This window comes from Enterococcus sp. LJL90, assembly GCF_056924355.1.
Window position 1 is genome coordinate 303,753 of the sequence record NZ_JBXPBQ010000002.1, and the last position, 15,612, is coordinate 319,364.

General features: G+C 36.3%; 12 protein-coding genes and 1 pseudogene. 5 read left to right on the forward strand and 8 right to left on the reverse strand.

Annotation, left to right across the window (positions count from 1 at the left end):
* Positions 1–3: 3 nt before the first annotated feature.
* Positions 4–705 (reverse strand): ABC transporter ATP-binding protein, encoded by a 702-nt coding sequence (locus AC1Z3S_RS06340; RefSeq protein WP_461739648.1) that lies wholly within the window; start codon positions 703–705, stop codon positions 4–6.
* Positions 706–844: 139 nt separating this feature from the next.
* On the opposite strand from AC1Z3S_RS06340, the gene AC1Z3S_RS06345 reads away from it, so the two are divergent.
* From AC1Z3S_RS06345 to AC1Z3S_RS06360, 4 genes are all read left to right on the forward strand, one after another.
* Complete coding sequence (locus AC1Z3S_RS06345) at positions 845–1,411, forward strand: TetR/AcrR family transcriptional regulator (RefSeq protein WP_461739649.1); 567 nt, start codon at positions 845–847, stop codon at positions 1,409–1,411.
* Positions 1,412–1,800: 389 nt separating this feature from the next.
* Positions 1,801–2,391 (forward strand): TetR/AcrR family transcriptional regulator, encoded by a 591-nt coding sequence (locus tag AC1Z3S_RS06350; protein ID WP_461739650.1) that lies wholly within the window; start codon positions 1,801–1,803, stop codon positions 2,389–2,391.
* 3 nt (positions 2,392–2,394) lie between these two features.
* Positions 2,395–3,099 carry an ABC transporter ATP-binding protein gene (locus AC1Z3S_RS06355; protein ID WP_461739651.1) on the forward strand — a complete coding sequence of 235 codons (705 nt, stop codon included), beginning with the start codon at positions 2,395–2,397 and terminating at the stop codon, positions 3,097–3,099.
* Positions 3,099–5,306: an ABC transporter permease gene (locus tag AC1Z3S_RS06360; RefSeq protein ID WP_461739652.1), complete on the forward strand. Its 2,208-nt coding sequence runs from the start codon at positions 3,099–3,101 to the stop codon at positions 5,304–5,306. Before AC1Z3S_RS06355 ends, AC1Z3S_RS06360 begins: the two co-directional genes overlap by 1 nt.
* 183 nt (positions 5,307–5,489) lie before the next feature.
* On the opposite strand, the gene AC1Z3S_RS06365 is transcribed toward AC1Z3S_RS06360, so the two are convergent.
* The 4 genes from AC1Z3S_RS06365 to AC1Z3S_RS06380 form a co-directional block, all read right to left on the reverse strand.
* A complete protein-coding gene (locus AC1Z3S_RS06365) occupies positions 5,490–6,893 on the reverse strand; it encodes a hypothetical protein (protein WP_461739653.1) in 1,404 nt (467 codons plus the stop codon).
* Entirely contained in the window at positions 6,890–7,648 is a 759-nt protein-coding gene (locus AC1Z3S_RS06370) for an ABC transporter ATP-binding protein (protein ID WP_461739654.1), read from the reverse strand. Before AC1Z3S_RS06370 ends, AC1Z3S_RS06365 begins: the two co-directional genes overlap by 4 nt.
* 231 nt (positions 7,649–7,879) lie before the next feature.
* Positions 7,880–8,539, reverse strand: coding sequence for a hypothetical protein (locus AC1Z3S_RS06375; protein WP_461739655.1), 660 nt, complete (start codon positions 8,537–8,539; stop codon positions 7,880–7,882).
* A gap of 400 nt (positions 8,540–8,939) precedes the next feature.
* Positions 8,940–9,230: a hypothetical protein gene (locus AC1Z3S_RS06380; RefSeq protein WP_461739656.1), complete on the reverse strand. Its 291-nt coding sequence runs from the start codon at positions 9,228–9,230 to the stop codon at positions 8,940–8,942.
* Between the two features lie 897 nt (positions 9,231–10,127).
* On the opposite strand from AC1Z3S_RS06380, the pseudogene AC1Z3S_RS06385 reads away from it, so the two are divergent.
* Positions 10,128–10,993, forward strand: a pseudogene (locus AC1Z3S_RS06385) (AraC family transcriptional regulator).
* Between the two features lie 309 nt (positions 10,994–11,302).
* On the opposite strand, the gene AC1Z3S_RS06390 reads toward AC1Z3S_RS06385, so the two are convergent.
* From AC1Z3S_RS06390 to AC1Z3S_RS06400, 3 genes are all read right to left on the reverse strand, one after another.
* Positions 11,303–11,893: a DUF1648 domain-containing protein gene (locus AC1Z3S_RS06390; protein WP_461739657.1), complete on the reverse strand. Its 591-nt coding sequence runs from the start codon at positions 11,891–11,893 to the stop codon at positions 11,303–11,305.
* Between the two features lie 839 nt (positions 11,894–12,732).
* A complete protein-coding gene (lepA, locus tag AC1Z3S_RS06395) occupies positions 12,733–14,571 on the reverse strand; it encodes a translation elongation factor 4 (RefSeq protein ID WP_461739658.1) in 1,839 nt (612 codons plus the stop codon).
* Positions 14,572–14,720: 149 nt separating this feature from the next.
* Entirely contained in the window at positions 14,721–15,530 is an 810-nt protein-coding gene (locus tag AC1Z3S_RS06400; RefSeq protein ID WP_461739659.1) for a C39 family peptidase, read from the reverse strand.
* Positions 15,531–15,612 lie beyond the last annotated feature (82 nt).

A 15,612-nucleotide genomic window follows, 5' to 3' on the forward strand; every position in this document is an offset into this window, starting at 1 on the left:
CACCTACCATTCAATTTTTGCGATCGAAGTTGGAGCTGAATTATGCTCAACTGAGCGAACCTTCGCATCATTAATTCGAATCACCCGATCGGCAATCGGGGCGATCGCACTATTATGGGTAATTAAAACAACTGTTCTCCCTTGTATTCGACTGACATCCTGCAGTAACTGCAAAACCTGCTTGCCAGTTTCAAAATCCAAGGCCCCAGTCGGCTCGTCACAAAGTAAAATTTTGGGATTTTTAGCTAACGCTCGGGCAATCGCCACCCTTTGTTGTTCACCGCCAGATAGCTGAGCTGGAAAATTATTCATTCTTTCCCCTAACCCTACTTGTCGCAAAGTCTCTTCAACATCGAGGGCATTCGGCGAAATTTCTGACGCCAATTCAACATTTTCTTTAGCCGTCAAATTAGGTACTAAATTATAAAATTGAAACACAAAGCCGACTTCAGTCCGACGATAGGCTGTCAATTTTCGATTGGAAAAATTGGCGATGTCGACCCCCGCTATTTTGATTTCACCTTTTGTCGGCGTGTCCATACCGCCTAAAATATTTAAGACGGTTGATTTTCCAGCCCCGCTAGGACCCAGAATCACCGCTAGTTCCCCTTCTTCAACTGAAAAGCTAAGATCATTATTGGCGACGATGGTTGTATCTCCCATCTGATATTCTTTAAACTCGTGATTCACTTCAATGAAACTCATTTCTTCACCTCGTCATTTTTCAAACACAGTGTTGCTTTCATTACACTTTGTAAGTATAATTGTTTAAACATTGAGGTCAATAGGCAATTTGAAAGCACTTGTCATTAAATAGACACTTTTTAGAAAAATGTTGAAGGGAATGAGCTACTTGGCAGGCACTAAAAATAATCGCCGGACACTTTATACTAAAAAAGTCATTCGGGAAGCTTTTCTAGAACTCCTAAGCCAACAGGAATTATCAAAGATTACCGTCACTGAAATTACGGAAAAAGCAGAAATTAATCGGGGCACTTTTTACAAGTATTACCAAGACCCGTTAGATTTATTCCGAACAATCGAGGAAGAGCTGACCGCTGAAATTTTACCCTTAATTCAATTACGCTCCTCAGATGATTTAGCCATCTGGTTAGAACGCTTTATCAGCGTCTTAAATCAAAATAAAGTTTTATCCCTGGCTCTCTTAAAAAGCAGCAATACTACTTTTTTTGTCACAACTATTTTCTCAGAAGTTCATGATTTAGCAATTTCACAGTTCAGCCAAATGTTCGATGAAACAAATCCTGAAATTTTGGAGCTCTTCTTTACCTATTTTGCCAAAGGCACAATCGGCATGATTGTGGAATGGATGCAATTGGAATCTGATATTTCCGTTGAAGAAATCAGTATCGCTCTATCGAAAGTGTTAATTTCTCAAACGAGAAGTTGACGTAGCTATAAAAACCGCCCAGCATTTTAAATTGGACGGTTTTTATTTTTTTGAAGTCTCTGCGCTTCAAAAATTTTTAAAGGCGCCATTTAAAGTTCTATTTCTTCGGATTATCATCCTCAGCAATTTTCTTTGAAACCAAACTCGGTTAATACTGATAATCTCAGTATCCTCCGAAAAAAAGATAAAACAGCAAAAAATTAATACTATTTCTATCAACTATCAAAGCGGGAAAACTCACCTGCCAATTGATGATTCGTTTCTGGCTATAGAAATCCATCCAGAAAATTTTTTAGCCTTTTGAATTAGAAAAAACTTTACATTAAGATTATCACTATCGTATAATGACTATATAATACAAATTTAGTCATTATGGTTTGGAGAAGAACATGCCACGAAGTTTAACTGATCAAGAAAAAAAAATACAACGAAATTTATTGCTAAAACACGGAAAGGATTTAATCACTCGCTATGGACTTAGTCGCGTGAGCGTTGATGATATTGTAAAAGATGCCGGCGTTGCTAAAGGCAGCTTTTATAATTATTTTTCTTCAAAGGATGATTTCATCTATAGTCTAATTTTCCAGCTTCACGAAGAAGGATTTGCTCAAATTAAAGATGTCCTCAAAAAAATTGCCCACCTGCCCTCCAGTGAAAAGCGCCAACAAATTAAAGTGTTTTTTTTGAAACTTCTAAAAAATCCTCAACAGCGTTTTTTCATTGAAGAACACAATGAAGTTCAGCAATTTTTATTGCGCTATTCAAAGGCAGATTTAGCTGCGTTGGAAAAATTGGAACAAGAAAATTATCAACAAATTTTTGATAGCCTGAATTTACAAGGAAAACAAATCGAAATTTTGCAAAATGCGATTCATATCCTCTTCTTCGGTGTCAGTCATGAAGAAATCTTGATCGACGGATACATTGACTCGACTGTTGAAATTTTGCTAGATGGCCTATTATCCTATCTGGAGGTGTAACGAATGAGTTTATTTTCACTGAAAAATGTCACCAAAGTTTACGGCGAGGGGGACGCCGCTGTAGTGGCGCTAAATAATATTTCTTTAGAAATACCTCAAAACAAATTTGTTGTAATTCTTGGAGAAAGCGGCTCTGGAAAATCGACTTTATTGAATATGATCGGCTGCATGGATCAGCCAACAACTGGAGAAATTATTTGTCAGGAAAAAAAACTCACTGATTTGACTAAAGGTCAAATGACCGATTTTCGCAAGGATAAAATTGGCTTTGTGTTTCAAAGCTATAATCTATTGCCTGATTTAAATGCCTTAGAAAACGTTGAATTTTCAACAGAAATTGTCCATTTGAAAACTGAATATGCCAAAGAAGCAATTGCTTCGGTTGGCTTAGCTACACGAGCCACACATTTTCCAGCGCAATTATCCGGCGGTGAACAGCAGCGCATCTCCATTGCGCGAGCCTTATCAAAAAAACCGGAAATATTGCTCTGCGATGAGCCTACTGGAGCACTTGATTTTGAAACCGGCATCAAAATTTTGGAGGTTCTCAAAAATATCCAAGCAGAAAATAATAGCTCAATCATTTTGATAACTCACAGTAAAGAAATTGCCAAAATTGCAGACATCGTCATCCGTATGCGCAGCGGACAAATAATTGAGTATTTAGAAAACCCCTACCCATTAATGCCAAGCGAGGTGGAATGGTAATGAAAACTTCGAATCGTTTTATTTTTCGAAAAATGAAAAATAATCGCGGCCAAATGCTGGGAATGGGCTTACTGATTTTTGTCGCTGTGCTCTTTTTTTTAACTATTCTCTCCTTCAAAAATTCATTTCAGCTCTCCGCAGAAAATTATTTTAGCCAAAATCATTATGCTCCGATCACTGTGACCGGTTCATTTACTGAAGATGATGTCACTCGGCTGAGTAGCACAGCAGAAATTTCCAAAGTCGAGCCCCGGAGCATCTACGAAATCAAAGAAGCTGACTTTACCTATCGTTTCATCAAAATCACTTCTGCGCTTAATCAATTGACAGTAGTAGCTGGCAAGTTACCCAATGATAGTCAGGAAATCATTGTTTTAAGTCAATTTGCCCGAGCAAACCAACTGACTGTCGGGGAAAAATTAAAAATCAATGATCAAGAATTTACCATTTCCGGTATTGCCAGTTCGCCGGAGTATGTTTATTATGTACAAAATGCCCGCACAATGTTTGCCGATGCCACCCAGTTTGGCGTGATTTTTATCAATCAGCTCCCCATTTCCTACAATCAATTGCTAATTGAGCCAACGGGAAAAATAACCGAAAAAAATCTCGCAGAAATACTTAGCTTCGATTCATATACAACAGCTGAAAATCAGATTAATTACCAGATGTACGAGGGTGATTTGGGGCAGTTTGAAACGTTTGCGGTTATTTTTCCTTTAATTTTTTGGTTGATATCCTTCAGTATTATTTTTATCCTTTTGAGGCGTACCATCCTCAAAGAGCATAAACAAATTAGCATTATGAAAGCCTTGGGCCACAGTAATACCACGATTTTGAAAATCTATTTGTTTCAATTTGGCCTATTGGGGTTTTTCGCAGCTTTCCTTGGCTGCTTAGGCTCAATCCCTCTATCCCAGTGGCTGCTTTCCATGATAAAAATTATGATGGAGCTCCCTAATCTGACATTACACAGTTATCCTTCTTTGTGGCTATTTGCCTGTGCTGTTTCAATTGTTGGTTGTTTACTCGCCGGCTTGTTGGCAATTTTCTCAGTCCTCAAGGAATTGCCGGCAGCATCCATGCGGCCGCGGCTGCCAAAAATGACGAAACATAGTCTGTTTGAGCGAACTGCCTTTTTTTGGCAAAAATTGTCCTTTAACTCACGTTATGCATTTAAAAGTAGTATTCGCAATAAAGGCCGTTTTTTAGTTATGGTGATCGGCATCAGCGCTTCGACTGCCTTACTTGTTTTTTCGCTGGGATTTAATGATTCGCTTCATCAAGTGACGCGTCAATATTTTTCTGATTTCGCCTCCTATGATTTAGTCGTGGAAAGTGAAATAACACCACTACAGCAAAATCTTTTGAGTCAGTACCCAACTATTTCTGCCGAGACGCGGGCGTTGCAATTGCCGGTCAAAGTCAAAGGTGAAGATTATTCATTGACAATCACGGAAATTGATTCCCAGTTGCTTAATTTAAACTCCACTGCCTTAGAACACGGTATTATCCTCCCAGAATACTACGCTGAAAAATGGCACGTTGCTGTAGGAGATTTGATTAGCATCGATGATGAAAAAGTCAAAGTATCAGAAATTATTCCCCTTGGCATGGGGCTTAGCATCTTTACGTCTTATAATTATGCTCAAAAGGTTTTTCCTGATTTACCACGGGCTTACAATCTAACCTATGTTAAAACAGATCAGTTAGCTCAATTAAAAGTTGCTTTACTCCGTGATAACCTAATGTTTTCGACGGCGGAGGACGATATTACTTCCTTTGATAATCTCTTGGAAAATTTACAAATTCTTATTTGGCTGCTTATCGCTTGTGGAGTCATTTTAGGGATTACAGTCGTTGCCTGTATGAATTTGATGAATCTTACTATCCGTGAATTTGAATATATGTTTATGAATATCATGGGCTATTCAAAAAGAAAAATTCTGATAGCGATTTTTAAAGAAGGCTTTGTGCAGCTTGCTTTAGCAATCCCCCTTGGTTTTGCTGCAGGCTATTTTTTACTAGTAGCGATTAAAGGTGAGTTTTCCCAAAACACCTTTGCGTTATATCCATTCATTACGCCAACCAGCTTTATTATTAGCGGCGTAGTTATTTTTCTGGTCAGTAATTTGCGGTTAATTATGGCCAATCGGTTTATCAAGCGCTTAGACATTGTTGAAGGGCTAAAAATTCAAGATGATTAAACCTAAATCAAACAGCAGCTGAACGAAAAATACTTCGCTCAGCTGCCTTTTTATTGTTCCCATCTTTTTATGTTCTTATTTCTTTATGAAATATTGTAACTACTTTTTTTTGCCGTTAAACCCTGAGTTAGCAAAGTGAAAAAATCAAAAATAACCTTTTGCTCGCTTTTCTTTTTACAAATACTACATTAACTGGATGCGGGACACACTGCGAATTTTTAAATAAAGATAACAAGCTGTACCTAATAAAAGTAGTAAATAACAGGCACTCAATAACAGGCTACTGTGAAACAAATAGATGATGCCAATCACTGGAATAAAAAAGACTAAGCCTAGAAAAGTGGCAAAATATAATCCTTTGCGGGGAGTTTTAGCAGCTAGACTTAATATTGCCATCGCAAAAATCATCACCAAACTAGTTGCTAAGCCAACACCAGATAATAAAATCAGTTGAGTTATGCTGTAGAAAATAAAGCCCTGCCCTAAACTCCAAGCAATCAGATTTGCACAAAGAATTGTTATTACAGCAGAAATAAGTAACATAATCCCCGAAATAAGCAAAGGTAAAAGAGCTTTGCCGAATAGTAAAGCTGTCGTTGAAAGCGGTGTGGCTAAAATAGCCTCCCCTGTCTTATAGACCTTTTCCCCACCCACCGCATAGGCAATTAGATTTGTTGGAATTCGTGGAATCATTGCGATTGTTAGTAAAATTGAATAATTTAAATCCAATTGTCCTAACAAAAGCCAAGCAGTCAGATAGATTCCCGCAGGGCATAATGAAAGAATAGTAAAATTAAAAGTCAAGCGTTTCAAAGTTTTGAAGTAGTGATATTCGTGGGCAAAGACCGTCATGTAGGCTGATTTTTTTTGTTCTGAATGATCACGGTTTGTTTGAGCTTTATCATGGACATCAATCTCAATTAGCTTCATACGACTCATATGAAATATTTTTCTTAACGTGACAAAGAGAATAAGCCCAGTCAAAATAAAATAAGCCGCAATAATAACAACTAATCCTACAAGAGGAAGTGTTTCTAACATTAGTGTACTTAAAACAATCACTACCAGTAGTGAGCAAAAATAAGTAATGATGGCTGGTTTTTTCCCAGCCTCACTAACTGTTGCCGAGGTTCCTGAACAAAGAACGCCATAAAAGGCTGTGATCCAAATGACCATAATCGCTGATAGTAAATAAATCAGCCAATCTGTAGCTGAAAATTCTTGCGGTGTCTGAGTAACTAGTCTGGTGAAAAAAATTGCCAAAATAAGGAAACCACTATAAACAAGTCCACAACCTAGATTAAATAGGCTTTTACCTACTATTAAATGGGTCGTTTCCAATGGTGTACTCAGTAAGGACTCCAGAGTTTTATTTTCTCTTTCACCTGCGATACTCTCAGCGGTCCACTGTTTCTGTAGTGTCGTGGTCATAAACGTGACGAGGGTCAATTGTGCAGTAATACTTTTTATAAAAAGCGGCAATACAATACCTAAACCTAAAATTGTAACCCCATAAAAAACCAACATTCCCTTATCTTGGAAAAACAATTTTCGTTGGGTTCTGACCACATTTTTAATGGCACTCATTTTATGCCACCGCCTTCTAAGGTTAAGTAAAGTTTCTCTAGGCTAAATTGGCCGTTTTCTTGATAGAGCTTTTCTTGGGCTAAAGAATCAATATCACTAGAGAAAACATTTTTACCGTGACGGAAAATAATTATTTGGTCGCACATTTTTTGAACTTCATCTAAATTATGCGTGGTCATCACAATCGTAGCACCACTCTCTTTTGCCAAAATCATCAGCATTTCCCGCAATTCCTGAGTCATTACAGGGTCTAACCCGTTCGTAGGTTCATCCAAAAGCAAGAGTCGCGGTTGGTGCAGCATAGCCCGAATCAGTGCAACTTTCTTTTTCATTCCTCGAGAAAAGCCTTTCACTTGAGAATCCATCACTTGGTACAGGTCAAATTTTTTCAATAGCTCTTCAATTCTTTGTTCTGCAACTGCTCTAGGTAATCCATAAATATCTGCAAAATAAATTAAGTTATCATAGACACTCAGCGGTTCATATAAACCGTCATCTTCTGATAACACACCGCAAATTTTACGAACTGCTTGACCATTTTGAATTGGATCTAATCCAAAAACAGAAATAGCTCCTTGGTCTGCCGCCAACAACCCAATTAATAAGCGCAGAGTCGTTGTCTTACCAGCACCATTATGTCCCAGAAAAGCAACAATTTTTCCCTCTTCAATCGAAAAATCCAAGCCATTGACTGCATGGACTTCTCCAAAAGATTTATACACATTTTCTACCCGAATCAACTTTTCTTTTTCCATTTAATCTCCCCGTTCTATAACATTGGATGATGCCATTTCCATACTCGCGTGAGTATGAAGATAAAAAAATCGTTATCAACCAAAGCAAATTGGTAGTGATAGGAATGTAATAGCCTGTTTGAGTCCATAAAATTCGTCGTTAGTTGCTTCGAATAATTAAATATATCTGTTTTTCCAAAGTAGATTGGTAATTTTTTTTAGAAATTTTACTAATTGCCACAAAATATGTAGTTAACTTTGAAAAACTTCATTCCTTGAGTCAATACTCGACACATCAATTTCATTTGAATTTATTAAATCAAACGGAAATAATACCCCTTTCATCCCTATAATTTCTGATAAATAGTCTGCCATAAATGCAGCAAAATAAGCTGTCATTTCATAATCAGAATGGAGCTTCATCACAATTTCATGGGAATAGTTGTAAGATTTCCCTTCCACTGTCCCTCTCACTTTCAGATAGATTGTTTCATCTGAACTTTGATTATCCAAATTCAAGTTGAATTTTCTAAAGATTTTAATCAATGACTCTGTAAGATTATTCTTAATCACAAAATTTATTGCTAAATTGAAAAACGAATTATTCCAAGATGTATAGTAGGAAAGCTTGTTAATAGAAAGTTTTTTTTGGAGTAATTGTGCTTCGTCATGATTAATTTCTCTTAATTTATAATTTTTACCATCAAAATTCTCTTGAGATATATTTGTAAATCCTCTTTCTCCACTAGATAATGGTCTGGAAATAATTTTTAGCATATCATGAATACCCGTTAATCCAACATTAGCATTCTTATTTTGAAGCAAGAATAGTTCAATCTTATTAATTTCCGCATATTCTTCTATTAAAGATTTAACTAAAATACCACTTAATCCTGGATAAAATCCCGCCATACAAACAAGAGCAGTATTAGGTTCTGGAATATCGTTTTTTAACTTTTCGGAAAAGTTTTTGAAAGCTGTAACGTCGACACAGGGAACATTTTGGTTATTACAAATCTGCTGAATTAACGTACCTTGTTGGATAACTGCTACTACGACACTATCTAAATCGGGAGTAATTTCATCAGTAATACTATCTTTATCTTCTATATTAATTATCTTGATATTTTTTTTGTCAATTCCAAGTCTATCGGCAGTTTTGGTTGCCCTATCCGTTTTATAATCACTAATATGTAGCTCAATGGAATCCTGAAAAAATTTTTGAATTGCTTCACAAATTTTGTATCCTAAACTTCCTGAAGCACCGATAACTAAAACTCTTTTTTTTTTGATTTTTGTATCCTCCTCTTTTCTATTTTTTAAAAATAATTTCGTCGGTGTTTATTCGTATGCCATCCTCTACATAGCCACGTATCCAAATTTCTTTTTTTATTAAGTAATCATATTGATAATCAAAAGAGCTATTTGAAACATTAAAAAAAATTGTAACTCCGTCCGACTGACTATTGTAATCCCTCAAGCTTTTAGTAATAACAACTTTTTCTCTGGGTACACCCATTTTTTCAATCATTGGATAAAATTTTTGTACAGCAATATATTTTTTAAATGGAAACTGGTAAAGATAAAAACTAAATGCAATCATTATTATTCCTAAAATAGCGATAATAAAAGTCTTTTGTCTGATTTTGATGACAGCCACCTCCTAGGAAAAAGTTTAATTACTTTTTATGATAAAGTAGTGTCTCTGTAAAGTCTACTAAACCCTGAGTTAATCTACTCACGACTTAGACTTTCTTTAGCAGTTTCGGGATAATTAAATTACACCAAAGAATCTAGCGTAAATTTTATTTCACTAAATATTGTTATCTAGAAAACAAGTTATGTCAGCTATTTGCTATTTAGACCAATGAATCAAGCGTCTTTTTCACAAGCAAACACCCGCCAAACGTTGGTCTGGCGGGCTGCTTGGTCTAATGGTCCTTATGTGAACTAAAGGTTAAATAACTATCTGATATTCCTTACCTCAGGAAAATTATACTCTTCTCCAGGAGTAACTTCTTTTAATTCGTAATCATGTCTCGGTATGATACCATGTCCTTTGGTATTTTCTGATAGCTCTTCAGAAGAGCTTGGTTTTCCTGAAAGTGAACTGTTGGTTACTTGTGGTTGATTTGAGCATCCTGATAAAAAGAAATTATTCCCAATAATACCCCAAAGCTAAATTTTATTTTCATGGTTATTGCTCCCTTTTTATTGAATTATACCATTCATAAAATTAATTGTTTCCTTTTTTAACCCTGTTTTCTATTTATTTTAAAAATTTACTTGGTATGAGGAGATTTAAGTAAATTACTATTATTGCTATATAAGGTAATTAAGTCCAAGAAGAAAATTACTAGATAAGAATGCATGGGCTTAATAGTCAAATTATCCTTTTTGACTAAAGTTGTTATAGATATATCAAGCATTAAAATAGAGCTCATGGTAAGTTTAATTTGTAAATAAGAGCAGCAATGAATAAATTTAAGGAGTTAACCAAATGAACCAGTTAAATCAGATTGTAGAATACTTGGAAGAGCATCTAACAGAAAATATATCCGTTAAGCAAGTTGCCCATGAAATTGGTGTAAATGAGTATCATCTAAAACGTATTTTTAGTTTTTTCTTTGGAATTACTTAATTGAGTATCATAAATTACGGAGATTAACGTTGGCAAATCAAGATTTACTTCAAGGTAAATCAGTTACAGAAACTGCTTTTAAGTATGGTTATCAAAGCTTGGAAGGATTTTCCAGGGCCTTCAAGGAATATACATCTATTACACCTTCGGAAATTTATTCAACACAGCTCCAAAAAACTTTTTTACCCTTTAGGACAGAAGTTACAATTCAAGGAGGACTTTTTATGGAATTTAAAATTATCGAAAAACCATCTTTTTATTTAGCAGGGGTGACAAAGCGCGTCCCTATTCAGTTTGAGGGAGAAAACAACTCAATTATTGAGTTAGTTCAGTCAATTACAGAAAAGCAAAAAGAACATATGAATCAATTGAAAGATTTTTATCCAAATCAAGTAATTAATGCATCTTTTCAGTTTGATGACGGGAGATTGGAAGAAAAGGGAGAATTAACCCACTTAATTGGTGTGGTTACCTCTAAGGAAAAATCCTTTTCTGATTTGCAGTACTTACAGGTTCCAAGTCACGTATGGGCAATCTTTCCTAGCTGTGGGCCATTCCCAGAAACGCTTCAAAATACTTGGGGAAAGATTTACTCTGACTGGTTACCACAATCTGGTTATCAATTGACAAAAGCACCTGAAATCTCTTTTATTGATTACTCTACACCAGCCAATAATCGCTATAGTGAAATTTGGATAGCAGTAAGTAAGCAAAAAGGAAAGTAGCCAATAGTTATTTCCTAGCAAAATGTCCATTTGAACTTTTTAAGGGACATTTTTTTACTTGATATAACACGATTTATGTGAACCTAAAAAAATCCATCTCATAAACTATCGTTTTTGATACATCCGGATAATCAAAAATCTACTAAGAATTTTCTTAATGGACAATAATTTTTCTGAGTAGACTAAATCTGTCGTTAGTGGAAACAAATAATTTCCTTTAGGTTCGACGAATTACACAATAAAGAATTTGTGATTTCTTTTTGATTTAGGCAATGTATATCTCGCTTATGTTTGATAAGTTGATATCTTTTAACTATTCCTAAAACCTAGTTGAACCAGACGAGGCAACACGAGTAGAGTAATTAGTATGATTAATTGAAGTACCACTGACATTTTCACAAACATCATTAATACTCCCGAACAAAAATAAAGAACCGCTGATGTTCTAGTTACTGATATGGATAGCTTTTTTTTACTTTTTATCCACTGGTTTGGAAACATAAAATTTCTTTTCGAAATTAAAATAGACAAACTCATGGCTATTAAAAATATCCCAATTATTCTTGTAGATCCGAAAGTAAATAATTTACTCCTCAATGATAAGTTGAGAATGTTTAGCATGACTAAATTGGTAAGAATGGGCATTGTTAGAAGATGTACTAAATGGAAAAACAAGTTAGATTCGCTAGCATTTTTATACTTAGTTTCATAGTCTAATATCTGAACCACCATGCAAAATACAATAATTCCGAAAGTTGCTAGATACTTGTTCAAATATATATCTGGGGTGCCATTGGTCACATGAACAGCCATTTGGTCAGGCAAATCGAAAAAAAAGTAAACAATTGGGATTAATGGTAGACCACACAATATCAATGAAAAGACTAATCTATTTTTCATTCTGCATACTCCTCACTTAGCTCCTTAGTTATATTAGGATTGGATATGTTACTTTGATCCGGCCAACTTACTAGCATCTGTCCTCAAACTAAATTTCGATTTGGAATTTACTTCAAGAGCCCCACTTTTCTTTGACATGGTTTTCCAAAAATCCTTGTACTATTATTCAAAACCTTAAATTTGCACCAATTCAACGTGACTAAGGTTATTTGCTATATCAGCCACTACCTTTCTTAACATTCGCAAGATGTTTAGGTAATTTAATTATACTATATAACATAGTTATACATTTTGAAAAAGTGGTTCTTAAAAATAAAATATAGTGAGAAAATATAGATATAATTTTTTACTCGGAATAATGTGAGATAGATTGGCTATGAATCCACCAAATCGTAAGTTAATTCACTCACGAAATCGATTGAACTTGGCAATTTCGTTTAATAAAAATACACTAAAACAACAAATGTAAAATTTATTTCACAATGAAGCTATCTATCGTATAACTTCACTATTTTCAGCCAGTCCCCTCTAAACAACTCACCCTAATTGCCTTTACACTCCATTATTCCCTTTCCATTTTACAAAAAGGCAAGGAGATTTCTACTGACCGCTCCCAGCTTTACTCGAAATAAAAAAAGCAAGCTCGTTTGATAAGCTTGCTCCCGTTGACTACAGAAAACTAATCTTTATTTATCAAATTTTTTTGATCCAAAATAAATTACTTTCCAAATTCTCTGAATAAAAATAATGTGCCTACCACAGCCAATCTTAACGTCGGCAAACGGTAGGCAAATCTTATGCAAACTAATTAAATTCAATTTGTATGTTCAAACAAATACCTATTTCTTCGGATTATCATCCTCATCCATTTTCAGTACAGCCATGAAGGCTTCCTGTGGGACTTCGACAGAGCCAATTTGTTTCATCCGCTTTTTACCTTCTTTTTGTTTCTCTAAAAGCTTGCGTTTACGGGAAACGTCCCCGCCGTAACATTTGGCTAAGACATTTTTCCGCAGGGCTTTGATATCAGACCGAGCGACAATTTTTTGGCCGATGGCCGCTTGAATTGGTACCTCAAATTGCTGACGCGGAATCAGTTTCTTTAATTTTTCGACAATTGCTTTGCCCCGTTCATAGGCAAATTCTCGATGGACGATAAAGCTTAACGCATCAACTTTTTCTGTATTTAATAAAATATCCATCTTGACTAGTTTGCTAGGACGATAGCCAGCCATTTCGTAATCTAATGAGGCATAGCCTTTGGTGCTGGATTTTAATTTATCAAAGAAATCAAAGACAATTTCTGAGAGTGGAATTTCGTAGACAACATTTACGCGATAATCGTCTAAGTAGTCCATCGTCACAAACTCCCCCCGTTTTCTTTGGGACAATTCCATCACCGCACCGACATAATCATTCGGGACCATGATTTGGGCTTTGACATAAGGTTCTTCCACGCTGTCGATGGTCACCGGTTCTGGAAATTCTGCGGGATTATCAACAACGACTGTTGAGCCATCAGTCTTTTTCACATGATAAATTACGGATGGTGCCGTCGTAATTAATTCTAAATTAAATTCCCGCTCCAATCTTTCTTGTACAACATCCATATGAAGCAAGCCTAAAAATCCACAGCGGAAGCCAAAGCCGAGCGCTTGAGAGGTTTCTGGTTCAAATTGTAGAGCTGCATCATTTAGTTGTAATTTTTCGAGGGCTTCCCGTAAATCATTGTAGCGGGAAGTGTCAATTGGATAAAGACCACAATAAACCATCGGATTCATTTTACGATAGCCAGGCAAGGCTTCTTTGGCCGGGTTGCTGGCCAAAGTCACGGTATCCCCCACACGAGTATCCTGAACGGTTTTAATGCTAGCGGTGATGTAACCTACATCTCCCACCATTAGAAAATCTCGATTAACAGCTTTTGGTGAGAACACGCCAACTTCAGTCACTTCAAAAGTTTTGCCGTTACTCATCAATTGGATTCTATCACCGGGTTTGACCACTCCATCTGTAATGCGGACGTTTAAGACAACGCCGCGATAGGCATCATAAACCGAATCAAAAATTAAAGCCTTTAAAGGCGCTTCCAAATCACCAGCAGGTTCTGGCACTAATTGGACGACTTGTTCTAAAATTTCTTCAATACCGATGCCGGCTTTAGCGCTGGCTAAAACGGCTTCGCTGGCATCGATGCCAATCACATCTTCAATTTCTTTGCGTACCCGTTCTGGATCGGCTGCCGGTAAATCAATTTTATTGATGACTGGTAAAATTTCTAAATCATTATCCAAGGCTAGATACACATTGGCTAATGTTTGAGCTTCAATCCCTTGAGCTGCGTCAACTACTAAGACGGCGCCTTCGCAGGCTGCTAAGCTGCGGGAAACTTCATAAGTAAAATCGACATGTCCGGGAGTGTCGATTAAATGAAAAATATAGGTTTCGCCGTCTTCTGCTGTGTAATTTAATTCGACGGCATTTAATTTAATCGTGATGCCCCGCTCTCTTTCCAAATCCATGGAATCCAATAGCTGGTCTTGCATTTCCCGAGAAGATACGGTGTGGGTTTTTTCTAAGATTCGATCCGCTAACGTTGATTTCCCGTGATCGATATGGGCAATAATCGAAAAATTGCGGATTTTTTTCTGCCGTTCTTTCATTTCATTTATATTCATGTGTTTTCCTACTTTCCTAACAATCAGCACTTACGATTATAACAACGGAAGTCCTACTTGAAAAGAGTTTTTAACATTTCTTGGGGAATAATCGCTATAAAATCCCCATAAAAAAACTGACACTAGTCAAATTAGTGTCAGTAGATAGATTAAGCTTCGGTAATCGCAATCGCCTGTGAACCAAATTGTTCCCATGAAGCAACAAAGTCAGTCAAGCTGGTTTGATAGTTTTCATTGCCGTAAGGGTCATTCAAATAAACATATTCTTCATCATAACCAATTAGAACCACACAATGCTCACTCATAGAAATTTCAACGGGGCCATTGACGGTTTCCCATGTTTCCAAATCATTAGTAGCGGCATAATTCGTCGTGGTGATGGCCCAGACTGGGCTGCCCGTCGACAAAAAGTATTGAACTTTAGAAAAATCACTACCTGTAAAATCAATAGCGGTTAAATCTTCCGTCAAATAATTTTGGGCCAGATTGAAAATTGGCTCGTGATAAACAAAATAGCCCGCTCCGATATCGCCGGTAATATCGCCGACAAAGCCTTCATTAGGATCACCATAATAACCCTCTTCATCTTGATAGGCAACTGACGGCAGCGCATCAGCTAGTTCATTTTTAGATACCTCAATATTATAATAATTCAACATCATTGCTAACGAGGTGACCTCGCAACCATTTCGCAGACGGGGCGAATCCAGTTGATTTATCAATGGGACATTTTCGATAGCGGCGCTAGTCAAAATTTCTGCCGTTTGCGTCTCGGTTAATTCTGCTGTCCCAGAAGTAATTTCAATTATTTCCTCTGTCGATGATGTTGTAGATGTTGTGGTGGTATCTGCCATTGCCTCTTCTTCAAGGGGATCAGTGGCGGTTAGATTGGCTACAATGATAACCACAGCGATAAATCCAATAACAGCTGCGAATCCCAATAAATATTTTTTATTCACTCAACTACCCCATTCTTTTTATTATGTATAAGTATAAATTATTTTCCTTAAAACAAACTTAATATTCATAAAATGTAAAAAA